Annotated in this window: 19 protein-coding genes and 1 pseudogene; 6 read left to right on the top strand and 14 right to left on the bottom strand. The window is 70.1% G+C overall.

Going from position 1 to position 16447, the window contains the following annotated elements; genetic code table 11:
* The 4 genes and pseudogenes from MCHLDSM_RS39345 to MCHLDSM_RS15115 form a co-directional block, all read right to left on the bottom strand.
* A pseudogene (locus MCHLDSM_RS39345) lies at window positions 1-61 on the bottom strand (universal stress protein); the annotation flags it as partial.
* The gene (locus MCHLDSM_RS15125) at window positions 58-1599 is read right to left on the bottom strand and encodes a tripartite tricarboxylate transporter permease (RefSeq protein WP_048470837.1); all 1542 of its coding nucleotides are present in this window, start codon (window positions 1597-1599) and stop codon (window positions 58-60) included. The gene MCHLDSM_RS15125 and the pseudogene MCHLDSM_RS39345, both read right to left, overlap by 4 nt.
* Complete coding sequence (locus MCHLDSM_RS15120) at window positions 1600-2124, bottom strand: tripartite tricarboxylate transporter TctB family protein (protein ID WP_048470836.1); 525 nt, start codon at window positions 2122-2124, stop codon at window positions 1600-1602. It lies immediately after the preceding gene.
* Window positions 2121-3110 (bottom strand): Bug family tripartite tricarboxylate transporter substrate binding protein, encoded by a 990-nt coding sequence (locus tag MCHLDSM_RS15115; RefSeq protein WP_048470835.1) that lies wholly within the window; start codon window positions 3108-3110, stop codon window positions 2121-2123. The genes MCHLDSM_RS15120 and MCHLDSM_RS15115 overlap by 4 nt, the downstream gene beginning before the upstream one ends.
* A 145-nt stretch (window positions 3111-3255) precedes the next feature.
* Between MCHLDSM_RS15115 and MCHLDSM_RS15110 the strand changes: the two genes are divergently transcribed.
* The 5 genes from MCHLDSM_RS15110 to MCHLDSM_RS15090 all read left to right on the top strand — a co-directional run bounded on the left by MCHLDSM_RS15110 (window position 3256) and on the right by MCHLDSM_RS15090 (window position 8416).
* Window positions 3256-4812 carry a sensor histidine kinase gene (locus MCHLDSM_RS15110; RefSeq protein WP_234714030.1) on the top strand — a complete coding sequence of 519 codons (1557 nt, stop codon included), beginning with the start codon at window positions 3256-3258 and terminating at the stop codon, window positions 4810-4812.
* Window positions 4805-5470 (top strand): response regulator, encoded by a 666-nt coding sequence (locus tag MCHLDSM_RS15105; protein WP_048470834.1) that lies wholly within the window; start codon window positions 4805-4807, stop codon window positions 5468-5470. Before MCHLDSM_RS15110 ends, MCHLDSM_RS15105 begins: the two co-directional genes overlap by 8 nt.
* A gap of 110 nt (window positions 5471-5580) precedes the next feature.
* A complete protein-coding gene (locus tag MCHLDSM_RS15100; protein ID WP_048471126.1) occupies window positions 5581-6792 on the top strand; it encodes a cytochrome P450 in 1212 nt (403 codons plus the stop codon).
* A 47-nt stretch (window positions 6793-6839) separates the two neighbouring features.
* Window positions 6840-7685 carry a MerR family transcriptional regulator gene (locus MCHLDSM_RS15095; protein ID WP_048470833.1) on the top strand — a complete coding sequence of 282 codons (846 nt, stop codon included), beginning with the start codon at window positions 6840-6842 and terminating at the stop codon, window positions 7683-7685.
* Window positions 7685-8416 carry a type 1 glutamine amidotransferase gene (locus tag MCHLDSM_RS15090; RefSeq protein WP_048470832.1) on the top strand — a complete coding sequence of 244 codons (732 nt, stop codon included), beginning with the start codon at window positions 7685-7687 and terminating at the stop codon, window positions 8414-8416. The genes MCHLDSM_RS15095 and MCHLDSM_RS15090 overlap by 1 nt, the downstream gene beginning before the upstream one ends.
* On the opposite strand, the gene MCHLDSM_RS15085 is transcribed toward MCHLDSM_RS15090, so the two are convergent.
* Window positions 8398-9747, bottom strand: coding sequence for a TIGR01777 family oxidoreductase (locus MCHLDSM_RS15085; protein WP_048470831.1), 1350 nt, complete (start codon window positions 9745-9747; stop codon window positions 8398-8400). The two genes, MCHLDSM_RS15090 and MCHLDSM_RS15085, sit on opposite strands and share 19 nt — an antisense overlap.
* Window positions 9748-9883: 136 nt before the next feature.
* Here MCHLDSM_RS15085 and MCHLDSM_RS15080 point away from each other — a divergent pair, with 136 nt between their 5' ends.
* A complete protein-coding gene (locus MCHLDSM_RS15080; protein WP_048470830.1) occupies window positions 9884-10552 on the top strand; it encodes a phosphoribosyltransferase in 669 nt (222 codons plus the stop codon).
* 13 nt (window positions 10553-10565) lie between these two features.
* On the opposite strand, the gene MCHLDSM_RS15075 is transcribed toward MCHLDSM_RS15080, so the two are convergent.
* From MCHLDSM_RS15075 to MCHLDSM_RS40420, 9 genes are all read right to left on the bottom strand, one after another.
* Entirely contained in the window at window positions 10566-10874 is a 309-nt protein-coding gene (locus MCHLDSM_RS15075; protein ID WP_048470829.1) for a hypothetical protein, read from the bottom strand.
* A 12-nt stretch (window positions 10875-10886) separates the two neighbouring features.
* A complete protein-coding gene (wag31, locus tag MCHLDSM_RS15070; protein ID WP_048421272.1) occupies window positions 10887-11711 on the bottom strand; it encodes a DivIVA-like cell division protein Wag31 in 825 nt (274 codons plus the stop codon).
* 216 nt (window positions 11712-11927) lie between these two features.
* Entirely contained in the window at window positions 11928-12218 is a 291-nt protein-coding gene (locus MCHLDSM_RS15065; protein WP_048470828.1) for a YggT family protein, read from the bottom strand.
* A gap of 115 nt (window positions 12219-12333) precedes the next feature.
* A complete protein-coding gene (locus tag MCHLDSM_RS15060; protein ID WP_048470827.1) occupies window positions 12334-12990 on the bottom strand; it encodes a cell division protein SepF in 657 nt (218 codons plus the stop codon).
* Window positions 12987-13826, bottom strand: a complete 840-nt coding sequence (locus MCHLDSM_RS15055) for a YggS family pyridoxal phosphate-dependent enzyme (RefSeq protein ID WP_048470826.1) — start codon at window positions 13824-13826, stop codon at window positions 12987-12989. The genes MCHLDSM_RS15060 and MCHLDSM_RS15055 overlap by 4 nt, the downstream gene beginning before the upstream one ends.
* Window positions 13823-14536: a peptidoglycan editing factor PgeF gene (pgeF, locus tag MCHLDSM_RS15050; protein WP_082168898.1), complete on the bottom strand. Its 714-nt coding sequence runs from the start codon at window positions 14534-14536 to the stop codon at window positions 13823-13825. The genes MCHLDSM_RS15055 and pgeF overlap by 4 nt, the downstream gene beginning before the upstream one ends.
* Before the next feature lie 18 nt (window positions 14537-14554).
* The gene (gene ftsZ, locus MCHLDSM_RS15045; protein WP_048421267.1) at window positions 14555-15718 is read right to left on the bottom strand and encodes a cell division protein FtsZ; all 1164 of its coding nucleotides are present in this window, start codon (window positions 15716-15718) and stop codon (window positions 14555-14557) included.
* A 90-nt stretch (window positions 15719-15808) separates the two neighbouring features.
* Window positions 15809-16231, bottom strand: a complete 423-nt coding sequence (locus MCHLDSM_RS40425) for a hypothetical protein (RefSeq protein ID WP_158023728.1) — start codon at window positions 16229-16231, stop codon at window positions 15809-15811.
* A gap of 45 nt (window positions 16232-16276) precedes the next feature.
* Window positions 16277-16438, bottom strand: a complete 162-nt coding sequence (locus MCHLDSM_RS40420) for a hypothetical protein (protein ID WP_407661912.1) — start codon at window positions 16436-16438, stop codon at window positions 16277-16279.
* Window positions 16439-16447: the final 9 nt, after the last annotated feature.

The raw sequence follows: 16447 nt of genomic DNA, 5'->3' as shown, positions 1-16447 counted from the left end.
CGATGCCGTGCTCGAGGGCGGCGTGGCCGAACCGATCCGCCGTGTATCCGACAACGATCATGAGTGCGCCGCCTTCTCCCTCTGGTCCTTGTCGTCCTCGACCACCAGCAGCGTCTCCTCGCTGCGGTGCATCAGTCGCAGCACCAGCGGTGCCAGCAGCAGCAGCGCCATCAGCACGTAGGTGACGATCGCGACGGGCTCGGTGAACAGGCTGCCCCAGTCACCCCCGCCGAGCTGCAGGCTCTGCCGGAGCTGCCGTTCGATGCGCGGTCCGAGGATCACCCCGATGATCAACGGCAGCACCGGTAATCCGAAGCGCCGCATCATCAGACCCATCAGGCCGAACACCAGCAGCAGCACCAGGTCCAGCGGTTGCAGGTTCACCGCGAACGCACCGAGCGTGGCGAAGAACAGGATGCCGGCGTACAGGTAGGGCCGCGGCGTGCGCAGCAGCTTGGCCCACAGCGGCGCCAGCGGCAGGTTCAGCACCAGCAGCAGGAAGTTGCCGATGAACAGGCTCGCGATCAGCGTCCAGATCAGCAGCGGTTCCTTCTCGAACAGCGTGGGCCCGGGCTGGATGCCGTAGGACACGAACGCCGTCAGGATCACCGCGGCGGTGGCGTTGGTCGGCAGGCCCAGCGACAGCATGGGCACCAATGTGCCTGCCGCAGAAGCGTTGTTGGCGGCCTCGGGGCCGGCGACGCCTTCGATGGCGCCCTTGCCGAACTCCTCGGGATGCTTGGACAGCTTCTTCTCGGTGATGTAGCTGAGGAACGTCGGCAGCTCGGCACCGCCGGCGGGCAACGCGCCGAACGGGAATCCGAACGCGGTGCCGCGCAGCCACGGCTTCCACGACCGCTTGAAGTCCTGCTTGCTCATCCACGGCCGGCCCACGGGGATCACGTCGGCCGGGCGGCGGCGCAGATGGGCGGCCACCCACAGCGCCTCGCCGACGGCGAACACCGCGACCGCGATCACCACGATGTCGATGCCGTCGCTGAGCAGCGGGATGCCGAATGTGGCGCGCGGCTGCCCGGTCAGCGAGTCGATACCGACGATGCCGATCGCCAGGCCCAGCAGCAGCGAGATGAGGCCGCGCATTTTCGACGAGCCGAGCACCGCGGTGACGGCGACGAGTGCGAACAACATGATCGCGAGGTACGACGGGGCGCCGAGCGTCACCGCGAACCGCGAGATCGCCGGCGCGAAGGCGGCCAGCAGCGCGGTGCCGATCGCCCCGGCGACGAAGGATCCGATGGCCGCCGTGGCGAGCGCCTGGGCGGCGCGGCCGGCCTTGGCCATCTTGTTGCCCTCGATCGCGGTGATCACCGACGAGGATTCACCCGGCGTGTTCAGCAGGATCGACGTGGTGGAACCGCCGTACATGCCGCCGTAGAAGATGCCGGCGAACATGATGAACGCCGCACTAGGGCTGACGTTGTAGGTGATCGGCAGCAGCAGCGCCACCGTCATCGCGGGCCCGATGCCCGGCAGGACGCCGACCGCGGTGCCCAGCAGCACACCGATCACGGCGTACAGCAGGTTCATCGGGGTGGCGGCCTCGGCGAACCCCTGCATCAACCAGTCGAAGTTCTCCATTTACAGAATCCCATCCAGAATGCCTGCGGGCAAGGGGATCCCGAGCCCGGAGTAGAACGCGTAGAACGACCCGAGCGCGAGTACGGCGCCGATGGCGATGTTGCGGACGTAGTGCCGGCTGCCCAGCACCGTGGCGCAGCCGGCGAAGAACAGCGCGCCGGCGATGGCCCAGCCGAGCGGCTGGACGAGCACGATCAGCAGTACGAACAACCCGACCAGCAGGCCGACGGTGCGCCAGTCGCTGGGCATGTCGGGGTCGATGTCCTCCCCCGCGTCCGCCTCACCGCGCAGACCGCGCGGGATCGCGATCGCCAGCACGGCGGCCATCACCAGCAGCCCGACGCCGATCGCGATCGGAAACAGTCGCGGGCCCACCGGATCGACCTCGGCGTAGCCACCGGGCATCGACACGCCGTCGTAGATCAGGAACGCGCCGACGATGACCATCACCGCGCAGACGACGTACTGCGCGTAGTCCGGACGGACCGCGGCGCGCGGCTCCCGGGTCTCCTGTGTGTCGCTCATACCAGCCCCAGATCCGTCAGCGTCGTCTCCACGCGCTTGTCCTGTTCCTCGAGGAACTCCTCGAACGGTTGACCGGTCATGAAGGCGTCACTCCAGCCGTTCTTCACCAGCGCCTCCTTCCACGCATCGGTGGCGTGCAGTTCCTCGAGCACCTTGACCATCGCGGCCCGGTCCTCCTCCGAAATTCCCGGCGGCGCAAGCACTCCGCGCCAGTTGGTGAAGGTCAGGTCGATGCCGGCCTCCTTCAGCGTCGGGGCGTCGACCCCTTCGACACGCTTGTCGCCCGAGACGGCGAGCACCCGCACCTGACCCGACTCGATCTGGTCGACGTATTCGCCGAGCCCGGAGGTGCCCGCGGCGATCTTGTTGCCCAGCAGCGCGGTCAGCAGGTCGCCGCCGCCGTCGTAGGACACGAAGTTGACCTTCGTCGGATCGACGCCGACCGCCTTGGCGGTCTCCATCGGGAACAGGTGGTCGGGTCCGCCCGGGCTCGAGCCGCCGCCGAGGGTGACCTTGGCCGGGTTCGCCTTCCAGGCGGCGACGAAGTCCGCGACCGTCTTGAACGGCGAATCGGCCGGCACCAGGATGCCTTCCTGCTCCTCCACCATCTTGGCCAGCGCCGTGGCGTCGGAGGCGCGGGCCTTCGAGCCGTTGGTGAACGTCGCGCCCACCACGCCCAGGCCCATCATCATCATCAGGTCGCCGTTGCCCTTCTCGTTCATCAGGCGAGCCATGGCGACCGTGCCGCCGGCGCCGATGACGTTGAAGACCTCGACACGGCCGGTGATCTTGTCGTCTTCCATGATCTTGACCGCGGTGCGCGCCGTGAGGTCGTAGCCTCCGCCCGGGCTGTTGGGCACCATCATGCGCAGACGGTGCAATCCGGTGTCCTCGCCGCGGGTGACGCCGCACGCCGAGAGCAGCAGCGCGGCGACCACGGCGATGACCAGACCGATACTCGGTCTACGGCTGCCGGATGTGAACATGTCGTCCCCAATCACTTGTGATGCTCAGCAATACTGGACCCCGGCAGTGACTCAGGTCACCCATAAGTACGCAAAGGAAGTATTGGTCATTAAGAACATCCCGCTGCTCCGCAGCCTGGCCGCGCAGTTCCTGGCGTTCCAGCTGATGGTCGTCGCGGTGGTGCTCGTCGCGGTCGCCGCCGTGTCGGTGGCACAGTCCACCAGCGAGTTTCGCGAGGCGCGAGGTGCGCGGATGATCGCCGTCGCGGAGAACACGGCGTCCACCCCGATCGTGCGGGACCGGATCGAACAGGTGCCTGCCGATCCGTTCGTCGGCCGCACCCTGGCCCCGGAGGTCGACCGCGCGGTCGCGCTCTCGGGTGCGAGCCTGGCCGAGATCCTCGCCCCGGACGGCACGGTGCGGGTGTCGTCGGACCCGTCCCGCCTCGGCGCGCACGTCGACCTGGGGCCGAGCCGGGCCGACGAGGGCCGGGCCTGGTTCGGTGACGCCGAGATCGACGGCACCCACAGCCTGGTCGGCCAGGTGCCGATCCTGTCCACCGACGGCGACGTGCTGGCCGTCGCGTCGGTCAGCGAGGGTTACCCGTCGGTGTGGGCGCTGCTGTCCGGAGCCGGCGAGCGGCTGCTGTTCTATCTGGGGCTCGGCGCCGCCCTCGGGCTGATCGCGTCCTATCTGCTGTCGCGCCGGATCAAGCGCCACACCCGCGGACTGGAGGTGGCCGAGATCGCCAGCCTGGCCGATCATCGGGAAGCGTTGCTGCACAGCATTCGTGAGGGCGTCATCGCGGTGAACAACGACGGTGAGATCACCGTGCTCAACGACAGCGCCCAGGAGTTGCTCGGGGTGGGCGCCGACGCGGTCGGCAGACGGGTGGACACGGTGGGCATCGACCCGTCGGTGGTGGAGCTGCTGCTGCCCGGCGAGACCGGCCGATCCGACACCGATACCGTGATCGCGACGACCACGCGGGTACTGGCGCTGAGCCGGCGCGCGGCCACCAGCGGCGGGGAGCGGATCGGTACGGTGACCACGATGCGTGACAGCACCGAATTGGCGGCTCTGCAGGGCCAGTTGTCATCGCACAAAAGCGTGACCGACACGCTGCGCGCGCAGACGCACGAGTTCGCCAACCAGTTGCACACCATCTCCGGGCTGGTCCAGCTGGGTGAATACGATGCGGTGCGCGATCTGGTGGGTACGTTGACGCGCCGCCGCGCCGAGATCAGCGACGCAGTGACACAACGAATTTCCGACCCCGCGGTGGCAGCGCTGCTGATCGCCAAGACCTCGCTGGCCGCCGAGAGCGGGGTGGCGCTGGAGTTGGCGCCCGAGTCGCATCTCGCCCCGCTCGACCCGGCGTTGGCCACCGACGTCATCACCCTGCTGGGCAATCTCATCGACAACGCGGTGGACGTGTCGGTCGGGTCTGCCCGCCGGCGCGTCGAGGTGGCGATCGACGACGGCGACGGCCTGCGGATCGAGGTGCGCGACTCCGGGCCCGGCGTGCCGGAGAATCTGCGCGAGGCGATCTTCGCGCGCGGCGTCACGTCGAAACCCGATGTGCCCGGCGGCCGGGGCATCGGTCTGGCGCTGGTGCGCCTGGTGACCGCGCAGCACGGTGGGAGCGTGGACGTCGCCGACATGCCGGGCGGCGGAGCGCATTTCACGGTGCGACTGCAGGGGGCGAGAACCCATGCGTGATGTGCTCGTCGTCGACGACGACTTCATGGTCGCCGAGATCCACCGCCGCTTCGTCGACCGGGTGGACGGGTTCCGCACCGTGGGGGTGGCGCGCACCGGCGCCGACGCGCTGCGGGCGGCGCAGGAGCTGCGGCCCGACCTGATCCTGCTCGACGTGTACCTGCCGGACATGACCGGTCTGGAGGTGCTGCAGCGCCTGAGGTCCGAGGGTGACGGCGTCGGGGTCATCATGATCACCGCGGCCCGCGAACTCGACACCGTCAGCGGCGCACTCGACGGCGGTGCGGCCGACTACCTGATCAAGCCGTTCGAGTTCGAGCAGTTGCAGGGCAAGCTGGCCGCGTTCGCGGCGCGGGCCGATGCGCTGGAATCCGCAGCCGGGGTGGACCAGTCGCTGATCGACTCCCTGTTCGGCAGCCCGACGGCAGCGGCGCCGAAGGTGCTACCCAAAGGCCTGGGCGCGGAGACCGGCGAGCTGGTACTGGCCGCGGTGCGCGAGGCCGGCGAGGTGTCGGCCGCGGAATGCGCCGATCGGGTCGGCATCTCGCGGGTCAGTGCGCGGCGTTACCTCGAGCACTATCTGAGCGCCGGCACTGTCGAACTGCGGCTGCAGTACGGGGTGGGCCGCCCCGAACGCCGGTACCGGATGGTTCAGTAGCGGCAGTAGCGGCGCCCGACCGAATGCAGTACCGCACCACTGATGTGCGGCCCCGCCCTGTGGTCGACGGTGGAGTGCGTCGAACCACCACCGACGGCGGGGAATGCAGCATGACCAACGCACTCGACATCGAGCTCCCGACGATCGCCTACGAGCAGGCCGAGGGCCCTGCCGAGGCGCACCGCCTCATCGGCGAGGCGCGGCGACAGGGGCCTGTCGCCCTCGGACCGCACGGACCCGAGGTGCTGACCTACGACCTGGTCCGTACCGTGCTGCGCGACGACCGGTTCGCCATGCCCAAGGGCGTCACCCTCGAGGCGCAGGGCATCACGTCCGGCGAGCTGTGGGACATCGTGCTCAGCGGTCTGCTCAGCCTCGACGGCCCCGACCACCACCGGCAGCGCAAGCTGGTGTCGAAGGCCTTCACCCCGCGGGCCGCCGGACGCCTGCGCAACACCTGCGCCGACATCGTCGCCGAGCTCGTCTACACCGTCTGCGCGGTCGGCCGCTGCGATGTGGTGGCCGAGATCGCCCGCAAGTACCCGGTCCCCGTCATCTGCGAACTGCTGGGCACCCGGCGGGCCGACTGGGATCGGCTGTCCGCGTGGGCCGACGACATCTTCAAGCTCTTCGACTGGAACCTCGCCGAGGACGAGCCCGACATCGTGCGCGCCTGGCGCGCACTGGAGGCCTATCTCGACGCCATGGTGGCGCAGCGGCGCGACCACCTGACCGACGATCTGCTGTCGGACATGATGCGGGCCGAGGACGACGGGGACCGGCTGCGCCACGACGAGCTGCTGACGCTGGCCGCGACGCTGCTGATGGCGGGCACCGACACGACGCGCAACCAGCTGGCCGCCGCCATCGAGGTGTTCTGCGACCACCCCGATCAGTGGGCGTTGCTCGGCGAGCGCCCCGAGCTGGGTCCGCAGGCCGTCGAGGAGGTCATGCGGTTCTCGCCGGTCATCTTCTCGACCTTCCGCATCGCGCAGGTGGACGTCGAGCTGGCGGGCCACGTGGTGCCGGCCGGCACGATGCTGATCGCCAATACCGCGGCCGCCAACCGCGATCCGGCCGTCTACCCCGAGCCGGACCGCTTCGACATCACCCGTACCGGAGCGGCTCCGATGCTGACCTTCGGCGGCGGTGTGCACTACTGCCTCGGCGCCCACCTCGCGCGCATCGAACTGGCCGAGGCGCTGACGACGATGGCTCGGCGGATGCCGTCGATGCGCCGCGACGGCCCGACGGTCTGGAAGAGCATCACCGGGATCAGCGGGCCCGCGACCCTGCCGGTCGCCTTCGAGTCCGGCTACTGACTCCTCCGGGATACCGGACCTCCCGCGGGTCGCTATCGTGGACAGCCGTGCGCCCGGGACTGACGATCGGCGAGTTCGCCACGGTGACGCATCTGAGCGTGCGCACACTGCGCCGCTACCACGAGTCCGGACTGCTGGAACCCGCCTGGACCGACGACTTCACCGGCTACCGCTACTACACCGCCGAGCAGATCCCGACCGCGCAGGTGATCCACCGGCTGCGCCAGCTCGACGTGCCGCTGGCCGAGGTCGAGACCGTCCTGTCGGCCGACGACCCGCGCCGGCGCGAGGAGGTCATCTCCGGTCACCTGCGCCGGCTGGAGGCCGAGCTCGACCGGACCCGCGCCGCCGTGGTCTCCCTGCAGCGCCTGCTCCATCCCGATCCGGCCGACCTCGCGGTCGAACTCCGATCGGTGCCGACACGCACTGTCGCGGCGGTCAAAGGTGTTGTCAAGCAGGATGATTCGCTGTCCTGGTACGACGCCGCCATGGCCGAGCTGGACGCCGCGTTCCCCGCCGACGAGCGCACCGGCGCTCCGGGCGGCCGCTATGACAACGAACTGTTCACCCACGGTGCGGGCATGTTCACCGTCTTCCGCCCGGTGCGCAGACCGCGGGCGACCGGCCGGGTCGAGGTCCTCGATCTGCCGGGGGTGGACCTGGCGGTCACGGTGCACGCCGGCCGTCACGACGACATCGACGTCACCTACGGCCGCCTCGGCACCTGGGTGGTCACGCACGCGCTGGCCGTCGACGGCCCGATCCACGAAACGTATCTGGTGGGTCCCCGCGACACCCCGGACGCGGCCGAGTGGCGCACCGAGATCGGCTGGCCGGTGTTCCGTCTGGCGACCGGGACACCGGAACGCGCCGCGGCTGACCGCAGGAGATAATGGCGGCCGTGGCACCCACGGTCCTCTTCCTGCGCAACGAACACATGGCCACCGAGGCACTGCTCGGTGAGGCCTTCACCGATCACGGCTTCGAGGTCGACGCCTTCGAGGTGGTACCGCCCGCCCGGGTGGACTCCCCCGCCGTCGACGTGACGTTTCCCGACCCCGCCGGCTACGACGTCATCGTCCCCCTGGGCGCCCGCTGGCCGGTGTACGACCCCGCGCTGCGCGACACCTGGGTGGGCAGCGAGATGGCGCTGCTGCGCGACGCCGCCGACGCCGGGGTCGCGCTGCTGGGCGTGTGCTTCGGCGGCCAGTTGCTCGCGCAGACGTTCGGCGGCAGCGTCGCCCGCTCGCCGCGGCCCGAGATCGGCTGGTACGACGTGGTCAGCGAGCGGCCCGACATCGTGCCGGCCGGGCCCTGGTTCCAGTGGCATTTCGACCGCTGGACGCTCCCGCCGGGCGCCACCGAACTGGCCAGGACACCGAACTCGTCGCAGGCGTTCGTGCTCGGCCGCGCGATGGGGCTGCAGTTCCATCCCGAGATCGACACCGATCTGCTCAAGGGCTGGCTGGCCGACGACCGCGACGGCGATGTCGCGGCCGCCGGCCTGGATCATGACCAGTTACTCACGCGGACAACGGAACTCGCCGACGACGTCGGCACCCGGATCCGGGCACTGGTCGCCGGGTTCCTCACCCACGTGGCCGGTCATTCCTTGCCGAGCTGATGGGCCAGGGCGTCGGCCACGTCCTCAGAGCGGAACGGGTGCCCGACGGCGAGCAGTTTGGCCGGCACCACCCGCTGGCTGGCTTCGGCGAGTTCGCGTGCGCCCTGTTCCCCGAGCAGCACCCGCGGCCCCAGTGACGGCACCGGCAGCAACGCGGGCCGATGCAGCACGCGCGCAAGCTCTTTGGTGTACTCGGCGTTGCGCACCGGTTCCGGTCCGACGGCGTTGACCGGTCCGCTGAGCCGGTCGTCGTAGAGGGCCCGGTGGTAGATGTCGAGCAGATCGTCCAGCGCGATCCAGGACAGCCACTGCCGTCCGTCGCCGACGCGGCCGCCCAATCCGGCGGCGAACAGCGGCCGCAGCAGGCGCAAGGTGCCCCCCGCGGCGGCCTGCACGATCCCGGTGCGCACCAACACGACCCGCAGACCCGCATCCGATGCCGGCGTGGTGGCGGCTTCCCAGTCGGTGACCACGTCGGCGAGGAAACCCTCGCCGCGCGAACCGTCCTCGGTGAGCTGGACGTCGCCCCGGTCGAACCCGTAGTACCCGATCGCCGAGGCACTGACGAAGGTCTTCGGCCCGTCGGGTGTGTTCGCCGCGGCGGTGGCCAGCAGCCTGGTCGGCTCGATTCGGCTGTCGCGGATGGCTTTTCGGTGGCTGTCGGTGAACCGACCGGCGATGGACTCGCCCGCCAGATGCACGACGGCGTCGACCCCGGCCAGCAGGTCCGCGGCGGGGGCCTGCGGATCCCAGCGCCGCTCGTCCTCGTGGGTGGGATCGTGGCGCACCAGCCGGATCACCCGGTGGCCGCCGGTGGTGAGGAACGCGCTCAGCGCGGAGCCGACCAGCCCCGACGCACCTGTCATCGCGATGACCAGTGGGCCCGCCCCGGCCTCGGCGGCGCGGCGGTGCGCGGCGAGGTCGTCGATCAGTTGGCGGTGTCGGTAGGCGAACATGGGACGCAGCAACGCACCGGGCACCACGGCCTCGACGCGGTCGTTGATGAGGGTGCCGGTGCCCTGCTCGGTGAACGTGTGGGTGTGCCGCCAGCCGCCGACGATGCGCGGCGGCCACGACGTCGGCCCCTGCGAGGACAGCTCGTCGACGAACCGGTGACCGTCCACGTATTCGGAGGGGACGTGGCGCGCCACCCAGCGCAGCCCGCCCGGCAGGCCGAGCACCGCCACGCCGTCGGCGAGGGATTCGGCTTCGGCGAGCACCGTCATCGGCTGGAACGGCGGGACCAGACGGCGCATGGCGCCCGGGCGGGTGTGCCAGTCCCACACCTCACGCAGCGGGTGGTCGATGACACTGTCGTAGTCGATGCCCATGGTCCTCCGTGCTCTCGTCGGTCGAACAGTCATTCGTCGCCGCGGACTCCCCGGATTGGCCTACTCGGCTGCGGCTGACGGTGCCGGAGAGTGATACTGCGGACACCCCCCAGGACATCATCGGGACACCACCGCCATGACCAGAACCGCGCGAACGTTCCGCGACCGTCGCGACGCCGGCCGTGTCCTGGCGCGTGAGCTGACGGACTACCGCGACCGCGCCGAGGTGCTGGTGCTCGGGCTGGCCCGCGGCGGGCTGCCGGTCGCGCGCGAGGTGGCGGCGTTCCTGCACGCGCCACTGGATGTGTGTCTGGTCCGTAAGCTCGGCGTGCCGCAGTGGCCCGAACTGGCGATGGGGGCGGTCGCCACCGGCGGCGGCGTGGTGCTCAACGACGATCTGCTGCGCGGCCTGGATCTGAGCGACGATCAGGTGCGCGAGGTGCTGGAGCGCGAGACGGTCGAGTTGCACCGCCGCGAACGGGCCTACCGGGCCGGCCGGGTTCCACTGGAGCTCACCGGACGCACCGTGGTCCTCGTCGACGACGGCATCGCGACCGGCGCGAGCATGGTCGCCGCGGTGCATTCGGTGCGTCAGGCGGGCGCCGCGCGCGTCGTCGTCGCGGTGCCGGTCGGTCCGGCCAAGGTGTGCCGGACGCTGCGCGCCGAGGCCGACGACGTGGTGTGTGCGACCACCCCCGCCGACTTCCACGCGGTCGGGCAGGTCTACGACGACTTCCACCAGGTCGATGACGACGAGGTACGCGGCATTCTCGACAGTCCGACCGTCAGCGACGAATCAGGATGAGGCACAGAGCTTTTCAGCTCCGGGGCGGATCCTCGTCGGTGCGCTCGGCAGCCACCGGGGCCTCGTCGTCGTAGTCGGCGGCCACCGGGGCTTCGTCCGGGTAGTCCTCGACGTCGTCGGTCTCGTCGGGGACGGCGTCCTCCTCGGCGGCCTCGCCGGCGTCGCTCTTGGACCGGTCGCGCAGCGCGTCGACGATCAGCAGCACGACCCCGATCACGCTCGCGGCGATGCACACCCAGGCGATCAACTCATTGCTCGTGACCACGGCCATCACCAACGCGGCGAGGCCGATGACGGCAAGGACGAGCGCGACGATCAGCATGGGATCACGAGACTAGTTGTTGCCCCGGTTGAACTGGTTGAACCCGCCGTCGTTGTTGGCGCCGGAGTCGACGGGCGCGGCGGAACCGCGCTGACCCAGTTCTTCCAGCTGAGACTCCAGGTAGGTCTTCAGGCGGGTGCGGTATTCGCGCTCGAACGTGCGCAGCTGCTCGAGCCGGCCTTCGAGAACGGTCCGCTGCTGGTTGATCGTGCCCATGATCTCGGAGTGCTTGCGCTCGGCGTCGGCCTGCAGGGCGTCGGCCTTCTCCTGGGCCTGCCGCAGCTGCGCCTCCGACCGGCTCTGCGCGTCGGCGAGCATGGCGTCGGCCCGCTGGCGGGCTTCGGTGACCGTGGTCTCGGCGGTCTGCCGAGCTTCGCTGACCATGGCGTCGGCCTGGGCCCGCGCGTCGGCGAGCATCTTCTCGGACTCGGCCTTCGCGCCGTTGGTCAGGCGGTCGGCGGTGTCCTGAGCCAGGCTGAGCACCTTGGCGGCGCGCAGGTGCTGGTCCTCGGGGGCGGGCGCGGCCTGCTGCGCGGCGGGCGCCTCGTACACGGGCTGCGGAGCCGGCGTCGGAGCCGGGGTCGGCTCGGGCTCGGGCTCGTAGGCGGGCAGGGTCTGCGTCGGCTGGGCGGCTCCGCCACCGGAGCGCGCCGAGGCGAGTTCGGAATCCAGCTCCGCGACACGCTGGCGGAGATCGGTGTTCTCCTCGATCAGACGGGTCAGCTCGTTCTCGACGAGGTCGAGGAAGGCGTCGACCTCGTCCTCGTTGTAGCCGCGTTTGCCGATGGGTGGCTTGCTGAACGCAACGTTGTGCACGTCGGCGGGAGTGAGCGGCATTGTCTGCCCCCTTGAGTCTGGATCGGCGAACGATCTCACAGTGTAAAGCCTGGCTTGAAGGTAACTGGCGTCCATCCTGTCACACCAGACCCTACGGTTGCAGTCGAGGGCGATAAATAAGATCGAAACTCAACATTCGCCCGCCGGACGGCACCGCCGACCGCCAACCCTTCCGCACCGGTCAGACCGGGGAAAAGCGCAGTTCGCGGCCCTGCCTCAGGTCGCGGCGCCGAAGGCCAACTGCATGCCGATGAAGGCGACGAGCAGCAGCACCATGATCGACAGATCGAACCGCACGGCGCCGATCGTCAGTTGCGGGATGATGCGCCGCAACAGTTTCACGGGCGGGTCCGTCAACGTCATGATGACCTCGAGCACCACCACGGTCGCGCCCCGCGGATGCCAGTCCCGGCTGAACGACCGGATGAACTCGACCACGACCCGGGCGATCAGCAGGAGCCAGAACACGAACAGCGCGAAACCGAGGATTTCGAAGAACAGCCCCAACGGAAGGTGACCTCACTCAGGCGATGTGACGGGGATGCCGGCCGCGATGTCGGTCGGCGCCGCCAGCCTACCCGTGCCGGGGGACCTGCGACTCCGCTGGCGTTACCGGGCGCTGCTACTGGTAGGCGTAGAAACCGGCCTCGGCGATCCGGCGCCGCTGCTCGGCGGTGACGTCGACATCGGCGGGCGAGAGCAGGAAGACCTTAGTCGCGACCTTGTCGAATGAGCCGCGCAACGCGAACGCCAGCCCGGCCGCGAAGTCGACGAGCCGCTTGGCATCGGCGTTGTCCATCGAGACCAGATCCATGATGACGGGCGTGCCGTCGCGGAACCGCTCACCGATGGTGCGGGCCTCGCTGTAGTCCTTGGGCCGCAGCGTGGTGATCTTCGCCAGCGGGCTGCCGGCTTCGAACAGCTCGGCCATACCGCGCGGATCCATCGCCAGCGCCCCGCGCGTCGAACCCCGCATCGCACCGAAACGCGGTGGGGTGCGGTCGAATTCACGCGGCGAGCGCATCCGGGCCTCGAACCGTCCGTCGTCGAAGCCGCCGCCCATGCCGCCCCGGTAGGCGGCCGGCTCGTCGTAGTCGCGGCGGCGGGCCTCGGGCAGGTCGTCGTAACCGCGGGTGTACCCGTCCTCCTCGAACCGGTCCTCGCGGGGGCGACGGTAACCGCGGGCCGAACCGCGCTCGTCGTCCTCGTAGTAGTCGTCCTCGTAATCGTCCATCGGGGCCATACCGAAGTAGGCCTTGACCTTGTGCAGTGTGCTCATCGTGAGGACCCCTCGTGCGGTGATGACCTGTGACCGGTTTCCGGTGAGTCGGAAGACTCTGTTGTCTGTGATGAAGGTGTGACTCGTGTGACTTCTGGAGGTGACGTTAGCGGTCGTGCGCCCAAGAGCGCGGTACCGACACGCACACATGTGGATCCGTGTCGCACCGCGGCTTCGAGGTCGCCCGACATGCCCGCCGACAGGTCCAGCCGCTGCGGATACCGCTCCTGCACCCGGTGGTGCTCCTCGGCCAACCGGGCGAACGCCGCGTCGGGGTCGGCGCCCAGCGGCGGGATGGCCATCAGGCCGACGAAGCTCAGCCCGGCAGCGTCGTCGATCGCGGCGCACAGGTCGTCGATGCGCCCCGTCGCGGTCACGTCGACGCCGCCGCGGCTCTCGTCGCCGTCGAGGCTCACCTGCAGGAACACCCGGAGCGGATCGGGGCGCGCACCACGCTCCAGCGCGTCGGAGGCCGACCGGTCCAGCGCGCCGACGACCTTCGCGTTGTCGACGGAGTGCGCGGTATCAGCCCATTCGCCGATCGAGCGCGCCTTGTTGCGCTGGATGCGCCCGATCATGTGCCAGCGGATGCCCGGGCAGTCGGTGATGTCGCGCAGTTCCTCGATCTTGCGCGTCGCCTCCTGGTCCCGGGATTCGCCGAACGACCGGCAGCCCAGCCGGTAGAGGGCGGCGACGTCGGAGGCGGGAAAGAACTTGGTGACCGGCAGCAGCTCGATCGTCTCGACGTCACGTCCCGCCGCCTCGGCCGCCCGGGCCAGGCGGGCGCGGATCTGCTCGAGCGCGTCGCGCAACTCGTCCTCACGCGGGGCCGTCACGATGCCGGCTCCAGCCAGATCACCGACGCGAGCCGGCCGGTCGGCGCGTCCCGGCGGTGGCTGAACAACGCCGGGTCATCGACCGTGCAGCGCGGATCGACGTCGATCGCGGTGATACCGAGGGTGCGCAGCTGCGCGGCGATCCCCGCGCGCAGATCCAGCCCCGGCGTGCCCCGGGCCGTCGTGGTCCGGCTGCCCGGGAGCGCGCGCTCGACCTCGTCGGCCATCTCGGCGGGCACCTCGTAGTTGCGCCCGCTGACCGCCGGACCCAGCAGCACCGAGATGTCCTCGGCGCGCGCGCCGGCGTCGACCATGACCTGCACCGCGCGGGCGACGATGCCGCCCGCGGCGCCCACCCGGCCCGCATGCACGGCGGCGATGACCCCGTGGCGGGCATCGGCCATCAGCACCGGTACGCAGTCGGCCGTCACCACGGCCAGCCCGAGCGACGGCGTGGTGGTCACCACCCCGTCGGTGGCGTCGACGGTCTGGCCGCCATGGTCGACGAGTTCGACGCGGGTGCTGTGGGTCTGGTTCATCCAGACGATGCCGCCGGCGCCCAGCCCGGTGGCGGTGGCCAGACGGCGCCGGTTGGCGGCCACCGCGGCCGGGTCGTCGCCGACGTGGTCACCGAGGTTGAACGTCGCGAACGGCGGTCGGGACATCCCACCCGCCCGGGTGGTGGTCACGCGGCGCACACGGAACATCAGGTGCGACCGTACGTCGTGTCAGTGGCGCATGAAGGGCGGCACGTCGACGTCGTCATCGGAGATGCCGTCGTCACCGCCCCCGATGCGCACGGTCGCGCCATTGGTGTGCGCGGCCGGCACGCTCGCCGGATCGGCGGACTCGAACAGCGAGCCCACCCGGCCCGCCTTGCCCGGCGCGATCGGCTGCGCCGCGGCCGCGGCCGCGGTCTCCCCGGTGACCGGCTTGCGTCCCGGACCGGCGGCGTCGAAGCCGGCCGCGATCACGGTGACCCGGACCTCGTCGCCCAGCGAGTCGTCGATCACGGTGCCGAAGATGATGTTCGCGTCGGGATGCGCGGCGTCCTGGACCAGCGAGGCGGCCTCGTTGATCTCGAACAGACCCAGATCGCTGCCGCCGGCGACCGACAGCAGCACGCCCTGGGCGCCCTCCATCGACGCCTCCAGCAGCGGCGAGTTGATCGCGATCTCGGCGGCCTTGAGCGCGCGGCCGTCGCCGCGGGCCGAGCCGATGCCCATCAGCGCGGTGCCCGCGGAACTCATCACGCCCTTGACGTCGGCGAAGTCGACGTTGATCAGGCCGGGGGTGGTGATCAGGTCGGTGATGCCCTGCACACCGTTGAGCAGCACCTCGTCGGCGCTGCGGAACGCGTCCATCAGCGACACCGCCGCGTCGCCCATCTGCAGCAGCCGGTCGTTGGGGATGACGATGAGCGTGTCGCAGCTCTCGCGCAGCGCCTGGATGCCGTTCTCGGCCTGGTTGCTGCGCCGCTTGCCCTCGAAGGAGAACGGCCGCGTCACCACGCCCACGGTCAGCGCGCCCAGCTTGCGGGCGATCGAGGCCACCACCGGCGCGCCGCCGGTGCCGGTGCCGCCGCCCTCGCCCGCGGTGACGAACACCATGTCGGCGCCGCGCAGCAGCTCCTCGATGTCGTCCTTGGCGTCTTCGGCGGCCTTGCGGCCGACCTCGGGGTCCGCGCCCGCGCCGAGTCCACGTGTCGAGTCGCGCCCGACGTCCAGTTTGACGTCGGCATCGCTCATCAACAGCGCCTGTGCGTCGGTGTTGATCGCAATGAACTCGACGCCCTTGAGACCCTGCTCGATCATCCGGTTGACGGCGTTGACGCCGCCGCCGCCGATGCCGACCACCTTGATCACTGCGAGGTAGTTATGCGGGGGGGTCATCGCATCGCCCTTCCTGCCCTGAGTTGCCTGTCGTGTCACGGATAACCACTGGCCCAAACCCTCAATCTCAACTAGAGGCTTAGAGTTATGTCAAGTTGTTCCGCGCAACCAGAACGGTAGGGTGACCGCGCGCCGATGCCCGGCAGGCGCGCCGAAACGACACGACAAATGTTGACCGAGTTGCCCGGGGTTCTGCAGGACCTTTTCTGCGGCGAATCGGCGCCACCGGCCACCGATCCGGCCTAGCGTCATCGAGGTCGGCACCACCTCCGGGGGAACCATGGCCAACCGCATCGTCGGCGCACTCGTCACCGCCGGATCGCTCCTGCTCGCCGCACCCGTGGCGCACGCCCAGCCCCCCACCCCCGACCCGGTGCCCAGCGACGAGGACCAGATCCGCGACGTGCTCACCCGGCAGGCCCAGGCAAGCGCCGAGCTCGACCTCGCCACGGCGGCCCAACTGTCGTGTACACCCGCAGCGCCCACGTGGCTGCCCACCTTCGGCACCGACATCGGCGCGACCCTGCGCAACGACGCCTCCGCGACGAACCTGGCCGATCAGATCTCCGGGCCCATCGCCGACCTGCGGCAGGCGCTGGCCGGCTCGACGGTGGTGCGACTCGACGGCATCGACCACGTCGTCGTCACCGGGGACACGGCCACCGCCGACATCACCGTGACCACCGAGAGCGGGTCCAATCCGCCCCAGACCCAGATCACCCGGGCCAC

Origin of the sequence: Mycolicibacterium chlorophenolicum, from assembly GCF_001044235.1 — a bacterium.
GTDB lineage: Bacteria > Actinomycetota > Actinomycetes > Mycobacteriales > Mycobacteriaceae > Mycobacterium > Mycobacterium chlorophenolicum.
This window is presented reverse-complemented; position numbering and strand designations above follow the sequence as displayed.